The organism is Sphingomonas rustica (assembly GCF_039652585.1).
Taxonomy (GTDB): Bacteria; Pseudomonadota; Alphaproteobacteria; order Sphingomonadales; family Sphingomonadaceae; genus Sphingomonas; species Sphingomonas rustica.
Window position 1 is genome coordinate 441,221 of the sequence record NZ_JBDIZK010000003.1, and the last position, 6,655, is coordinate 447,875.

Annotated in this window: 4 protein-coding genes and 1 pseudogene; 3 read left to right on the forward strand and 2 right to left on the reverse strand. The window is 65.2% G+C overall.

Going from position 1 to position 6,655, the window contains the following annotated elements; all coding sequences use genetic code 11:
• Positions 1 to 14: 14 nt before the first annotated feature.
• Both TPR58_RS07685 and TPR58_RS07690 read right to left on the reverse strand, forming a co-directional pair.
• Positions 15 to 2,066 carry an amidohydrolase family protein gene (locus TPR58_RS07685; RefSeq protein ID WP_346246036.1) on the reverse strand — a complete coding sequence of 684 codons (2,052 nt, stop codon included), beginning with the start codon at positions 2,064 to 2,066 and terminating at the stop codon, positions 15 to 17.
• Complete coding sequence (locus TPR58_RS07690; RefSeq protein ID WP_346246037.1) at positions 2,066 to 3,019, reverse strand: ornithine cyclodeaminase family protein; 954 nt, start codon at positions 3,017 to 3,019, stop codon at positions 2,066 to 2,068. Before TPR58_RS07690 ends, TPR58_RS07685 begins: the two co-directional genes overlap by 1 nt.
• 123 nt (positions 3,020 to 3,142) lie before the next feature.
• Between TPR58_RS07690 and TPR58_RS07695 the strand changes: the two genes are divergently transcribed.
• From TPR58_RS07695 to TPR58_RS07705, 3 genes and pseudogenes are all read left to right on the forward strand, one after another.
• Complete coding sequence (locus tag TPR58_RS07695; protein WP_346246038.1) at positions 3,143 to 3,616, forward strand: Lrp/AsnC family transcriptional regulator; 474 nt, start codon at positions 3,143 to 3,145, stop codon at positions 3,614 to 3,616.
• Positions 3,617 to 3,781: 165 nt separating this feature from the next.
• On the forward strand, positions 3,782 to 5,479 hold the full coding sequence (locus TPR58_RS07700; RefSeq protein ID WP_346246039.1) for a M61 family metallopeptidase: 1,698 nt from the start codon (positions 3,782 to 3,784) through the stop codon (positions 5,477 to 5,479).
• A 138-nt stretch (positions 5,480 to 5,617) separates the two neighbouring features.
• A pseudogene (locus TPR58_RS07705) lies at positions 5,618 to 6,531 on the forward strand (IS630 family transposase); the annotation flags it as partial.
• Positions 6,532 to 6,655 lie beyond the last annotated feature (124 nt).

The window sequence follows — 6,655 nt, forward strand, 5'->3', positions numbered from 1 at the left end:
GGCAACTTGGGGCGCTATTCCTTCGCGCGGCCCGCTGCGCTGGAAGGGGCGGCTCCTTCGGGCAATATGACTTTGGGCGCCTGGGCAAATGGCTTCACCCCGAACGCCGGATAGATTTCCGACGGGAAGTAGATCACGCCGTCATTGACCACCATCGCGATGCGGTGGAGCTCGCGCAGGTCCGCGAGCGGATTGCCGGGCAGCAGCAGGAAGTCGGCGCGCTTGCCGCGAGCGATCGAGCCTAGCTCCTGATCGCGGCCCATATAGATTTCGGGAACCAATGTGCCGAGGCGCAGCACATCCGCAGTCGGGATGCCCGCCTCGCCGAAGATCTGCAGCTCCCGGTGGACCGACAGGCCGGTCTGGTCGTCGGTGCCCGGCAGGAGGATGATGCCGCGATCGTGGAGCCGCTTGAGCACGCGCTTCACCGTATCGAAGCCGCCGAGATAGGCACGATCGTCATCCGGGCCGGCGATCGGCGCGATCGCCTGGCGGCGGCGGCGCTGGAGCCCGATCGGGAGGTGGTCGATATAGCTGGCAACCGCCGGGCTCGGGGTTCCATCGCGGCTGAGCATCAGCAGTTCCAGCGTCACCGCGGTAGGATCGAGCGCGATCTTCCTCGCGACCATCGTATCGATCGTCTTGCGCACGCGCGGTGAATCGAGATCGAGCCCGGCGGTGCGCTTCATGCCGGTCAGGCGTAGCGGGGTGCGCGTGTCTTCCTTCGGATCGAGCACCCATCCGAGCATGAGCTGGTTGACATGGGTGACCTCGTCATAGCCCGCGGCGATCATCTCGTCGGCATTGGTGAAGGCGGGGATGTGCCCGGTCAGCCCCATGCCGAGCCGCTTGGCCTCCCGCGCGATCGCCGGCACCCAGGCCGGGTTCATGCTGTTATAGACCTTGATCTGCCAATAGCCGCGAGCGGCATACCATCGCACCGCGTCGATCGCCGCTGCCTCGCTGTCCACCACGATGCCGTGCCGCGCCGAGAAGGGACTGCGGCCTTCGAGGAAGCCGTTGGCCACGATACGTGGCCCGGCGACTTCGCCGCTTTCGATCTTGTCGATCAGCGCGGGCAGGAAATCATTATGATTGCCCATATCGCGTACCGAGGTCACCCCGGCGGCGATGTAGAGCAAGGCGGATTCCAGCCCGACATGCGCATGCATGTCGTGCAGCCCGGCGAGCAGCGTACCACCGGCACCATCGATCTGCGCCTCTCCCGGCGTCGTCGGGGCGTCGGGCGGCTGGACCCCGGTGATTCGGCCATGCGCGAACACCACCGAGACCGGTTCGCCGAGCGTGCCGCTGGCGGAATCGAACACGCGGACATTGCGGATCCGCACCGGCGCATCGATGCGGTGGGCGAAACGCTTCTGGAGTGCGGCATAGCGGACGCTGGTCAGGATCGTCGCCAGCTCGGTGAGCGCCGGCACCTCCGATTCATGTCCCTCCCGCACCGTCGCGCCGCCGGTGTCCAGGGTCGCGAACAGCCGGTTGTTATCATCCAGCAGGATCAGTTCGGGCGACAGGTCGATGCCGCTGATCGCATAGGCCTGATAGCGCGTCTTGCCGATCGTGGCAGGCCCCAGCTTCTCGATGCTGAGTTCGCCGCCGGGCAGGGCGGGGATCTTTCCGTCTTCATCCTTCAGGAGCGCGCGGGCGTAGAGGCCGAGCGCCCAGGGGCTGGCGTTCTGGCCGATATAGAGCGCGGTGCTGGTAGCGCGTGCGCGCTTCTCGCCCATGGAATCGGTCCATCGCACGGCAGTGCCGTCGCGGGTGAAACGCTCATGGACCTCGCCGCCGAACGTCGCCTTGCCGTCCAGCGTCCAGCGCACCGGCAGGCCGTCCGAACCCAGGTCGATCGTCTCACGCATCGTCGGGCCGCGGCCGTTGTTCTTCACATCATACTGGATCACGACGCGGTCGCCTTGCTGGTCGGCGTCGATGAAGCCGACCTTCTCGCCGTTCGAGATGACGCTGTATCGTTCCTGCTGGGCGAGGGCGGGGAGGGCGGTGAGCAGGGTGGAAGCGAGCGCGGCGCGCAGCAGGGACGACGACATCAGCGGCGCGAACTCCGGTAAAGATGGGCGGCAGCGGCAAGATCCTGAACCGCATGGCCAAGCGACTTGTAGATCGTGATCTCTTCGTCCGAGCATCGCCCTGGCACGGTCCCGTTCAGGACGTCGCCTATTTCCGCTACGATATGATCGCCGTCGATCAGGCCGGCATCGCGGGCGACGAGAAACTCGGCGGCGGCGTCGAGCGCGGACGCGCGACTGTCGGCGATATACCGCCCGGCAGCCACCAGCGCGCTATCCACCTCGACCCGGCCAGGGCCGCTGGATCCGACCAGGTTGACATGCGTGCCGCGTGAAAGCCACTCGCCGAGCAGCACCGGGGTCGCCGACGTGGTGAGGGTGCAGATCACATCGGCCTGGGCAGCCGCGAGCGGGAGGTCGGCGACGGCTTCGGCCGCGAGATGAGGATAGTCCGTCGCAAGCGCCTGCGCCTTGTCGAACGACCGGCCCCAGATCAGCACTCGCTTGAAATCGCGAATCAGCGGAAGGGCCTTCAGGTGCGTGTGCGCCTGGCCGCCGGTGCCGACGATCAGCAGCGTTTTCGCATCCGGACGCGCAAGGGCATCGGTCGCCACCGCGGTCGCCGCGGCAGTTCGGATATGGGTGATTTCCTCGGCATCCGCGATCGCGACCGGCCGGCCCTGATCGGGCTCGAACAGCACGACCAGGCCGCGGTGCCGTCGGAGGCCCGGCGAGTGCGGATCGGCAAAGACGCTGATGGCCTTTGTTCCGAACATGTCGCGCTCGCCGAGCGCTCCGGGCATTTGAGCAAAGGTGCGACCCGAGCCCAGGGAGATCATCGTACGCAGCAGCTGGCGGGTGGTGCCCGCCGACAAGGCCATCATCGCATCGCGGACGACCCGAATGCAGTCGGGATAGGAGAGGTTTTCGCGAACCGCCTCGCTGTCGAAGATCGTCAGCTGCTCGCGTTTCATCTGCCAGTCCTTCCGTCTGAGACACAGCCTAGCCCGATCTCCGGGCAATCCTTGCCTTAAACTGCGTTGCTATCTAGTTTTGACGGGTACTTAATGCGGCAATCTCGTAGAAGGCGCATAAACATGGCGGAATCCCTCGACCGGCTCGACCTGAAGATCCTCGACCGGTTGCAAATCGACGCCTCCGAATCGTCGAGCGAGATCGCCGAGCGCGTCGGGCTGTCGCAGTCCCCCTGCTGGCGGCGGATGCAGCGGCTGAAGGAAGAGGGTTATATCAAGGGGCAGGTCGCGGTCCTGGATCGCGAGAAGTTCGGCGAGAGCATGTACATCTTCGCCCAGCTAAAGATGGGCCGGCTGAACGATGAGGGACGCGAGCGCTTCATGCGTGCGGTCGACGAAACTCCCGAGATTACCGAGGCCTATACGCTGTTCGGCGAGATGGACGTGATGCTCAAGGTGTTGGCGCCGAGCATGGCCTGGTATCAGAATTTCACCTTCCGGACCTTGCTGCGGCTGCCCGGAGTCGAGGACATCCGATCGACCGCGACGCTGTCCGAGATCAAATGCACCCATCGCCTGCCGCTGCCGACTGCGTGAGGTCCAGGCGCGAAGCCAATTCATCCGGCATCGAACGCATCGACGCGGGAACTTCTCGCGGAGCGCATAGATGATGCGCACGAGCGCAATTTATCGGGGCCCTGCGCGTTAGGGGCTGCCCAATGAGCCGATAAGATCCGGGGATCCACTTCAGGAGACGATCAGGTGCTCACTCGACGATCCACGCTGCTGACACTCGCTGCGCCGCTTCTCGTGATCGCTGTGCCGGTCGCCGCACATGGCGCACCGACGATCCGCATCACGCTCGCCCCAGGGACGCCAAATGCCGCGCATCAGGTGCCGTATCTCGATGTGACGATCGTCGCCGACAAGGTGGAGGCGGAAGCCGGGGGGCGGCTGTTTCGCCTGCCGCTGGTCGCGAACACGGTGGTGACCAGCGGCAAGGACGTCACCGGTCTCAGCTTTCGCGATGATGAGGGACAGATCGCCGTGCGGGTCGAGGATCTCGAGGAGGACGGATCGAACCGGACGCGCTTCTGGCTCGCACAGCGCGCGGTCAGCGGTACGGTAACGGTCAGCTACCGGGTGATGATCGATGCCGCGGCCCCGCCGCTTTCCCTGCCGCAATACGAGATGCGGACCGAGCGAGGGGGCTTCTCGGCGGCCGGCAACGCGTTCCTGATCCTGCCGGCGGACGAGACGATGCGCCTGGCCCGCGTTGATTGGGACTTCAAGGGCTACGGCGCGGGTGGGATCGGCGTGTCGAGCCTGGGCATGGGCAATGCGACAAGCCGCGAGGCGCTTTCGGTCGCGAAGCTGGCATCGATGTACTTTATGGGCGGCCGTCCCGGCACCTATCGCTCCGACACAGACGGGTTCTTTGCCGCCTGGCAAGGCGTTCCACCGTTCGAGATGACGTCGCTGATGGACTGGGCGTCGCGGCTGCACCGGTTTTACGGGTCGTTCTTCGGCTATATGCCGCCCAGCTTCGGCGTGTTTGGGCGAACCAACACCCGCAATCCCGGTAGCGGCATCGGCCTGACCGACAGCTTCGCCTTCACCTTCAACGACACGTCCACGCCCGAGGACCTGCGCTCGCTCCTTGCGCACGAGATGTTGCACGCCTGGGTCAATTCGCTCGATGATTCGATGGATGCGCCCGACGGGCTCAATCGATCCTGGTTCGGCGAGGGGCTGGCGGTCCATTATCAGCGGCTGCTCCCGTGGCGCGCCGGACTGATCTCCGACGCCGAATTCCTGGCCGACCTCAACGAGACTGCCGCCCGCTATTACACGAACATCAAGATCGGCGTTCCGAACCACGACATCGCCGCGGGGTTCTGGCGCGACACCCGCATCCGCGTCCTCCCCTATGACCGCGGCTCGCTCTATTTCGCCGCAACCGACGCGGCGATCCGATCCGCTTCGGGGAGCGCCCGAAGCATCGACGACATCGTGCGCAAGATGCTTGCCGAGCGTCGCGCGGGACGTCCGATGGACGAGGCACTGTATCGCAAGCTTCTGGCGGCTGAACTGGGCGCGGACGGGATCGCCAGGCTCGACGCGATGCTGGCGGGTGGCGTGGTGTTGCCGCCATCGGACGCATTCGGGCCGAAGTTCCGGCGGGTGGAAAAGCCTTTGCGGCGTTTCGATCTGGGCTTCGACCCGGATTCATTGCTGGCCAGACCCAGGATCGTCCGTGGGCTGGTCGCCGGATCCAATGCCGAGATGGCAGGATTGCGCGAAGGGGACGAGATTCTCAATCCCTTCTCGCAAGATGCCATGCAGGGCGACCAGAAGGCCTGGCTGACGCTGGAAATCAAACGCGATGGCTCGATGCAGACGCTGCGATACCAGCCGCGCGGCGAGATCATCCCTGCCTACCAGTGGGAGTTGCGTTAGTACGCGGACGCGAGGCCTGATGGCCCGGATGTTCGATCAGAACCCCATACCATGTTTGCATCCCAAGGACATCTTATACCAAATCCTGTGAGGTCTGACTCACAGGGGGGATTCCCAAGCGGCTCGAAGTTCGATTCAATGGTCGCGAACCGAGGGAGGTTTGCGATGGCAGCGGCGATAGCGCTTCGAGGGGATTTCACCGGGGCTGGTTTGCGGGCGCTGGCGCGCACGAGCCGGGACGCGAACCAGGTTCGCCGGCTGCTGGCGCTGGCGACGATTTACGAAGGTGGCTCGCGCAGCGCTGCAGCGCAGCTTGGCGGTGTTGGTCTCCAGACGGTTCGCGATTGGGTCTTGCGGTTCAACGCCGCCGGGCCTGACGGGCTGATCGATACGCCGCCGCCGGGTGGCGTGCGGCTGCTCGACGACGCGCAGCGCCGAGCCCTGGCGCAGGTCATCGAGAGTGGCCCGATCCCGGCCTCGCACGGTGTCGTGCGCTGGCGGCTGATCGATCTGGCGCAGTGGGTGTGGGACGCGTTCGAGATCGCGATCAGCAAGCAGACATTGAGCCGGGAGTTGCGCACTATGGGGTATCGCAAGCTGTCGGCGCGGCCCCGCCACCATGCCCAGGAGGAGGACGCCATCCCGACGTTTAAAAAAACTTCCCCGGCCAAGTGGCAGCGATCCGCTCGAGGCTCCCGCGCGGCACGGCGATAGAGTTGTGGTGGCAGGACGAGGCGCGGATCGGCCAAAAGAGCGGGATCACCCGCCGCTGGGCGCGGCGCGGGACCCGGCCTTCGGCGCCGAAGGACCAGCGTACGGCATCGGCCTATATCTATGGCGCGATCTGCCCTGCTGAGGGCAAGGGTGCCGCCCTCGTGCTGCCAAGGTGCAATACGCAAGGAATGACCCTGCATCTGGCAGAGATATCCGCTGCCGTCGCGCCGGGCGCACACGCCATACTGCTGCTCGATCAAGCCGGATGGCATGACTCGCGTGCGCTGGTCGTGCCCGACAACATCACCTTGCTGCTCCTGCCGTCGAAATGCCCCGAGCGTAAGCGTGGTCTGGAAACCGCGGAGCGGTGATAACTGGTGGTTAGCGGTTGCTACAAACGCATCAGGATTTGAGCAGCAATAGCTCACCGTCGACGAAGCCAATGCCGATCCCTCTGACGGC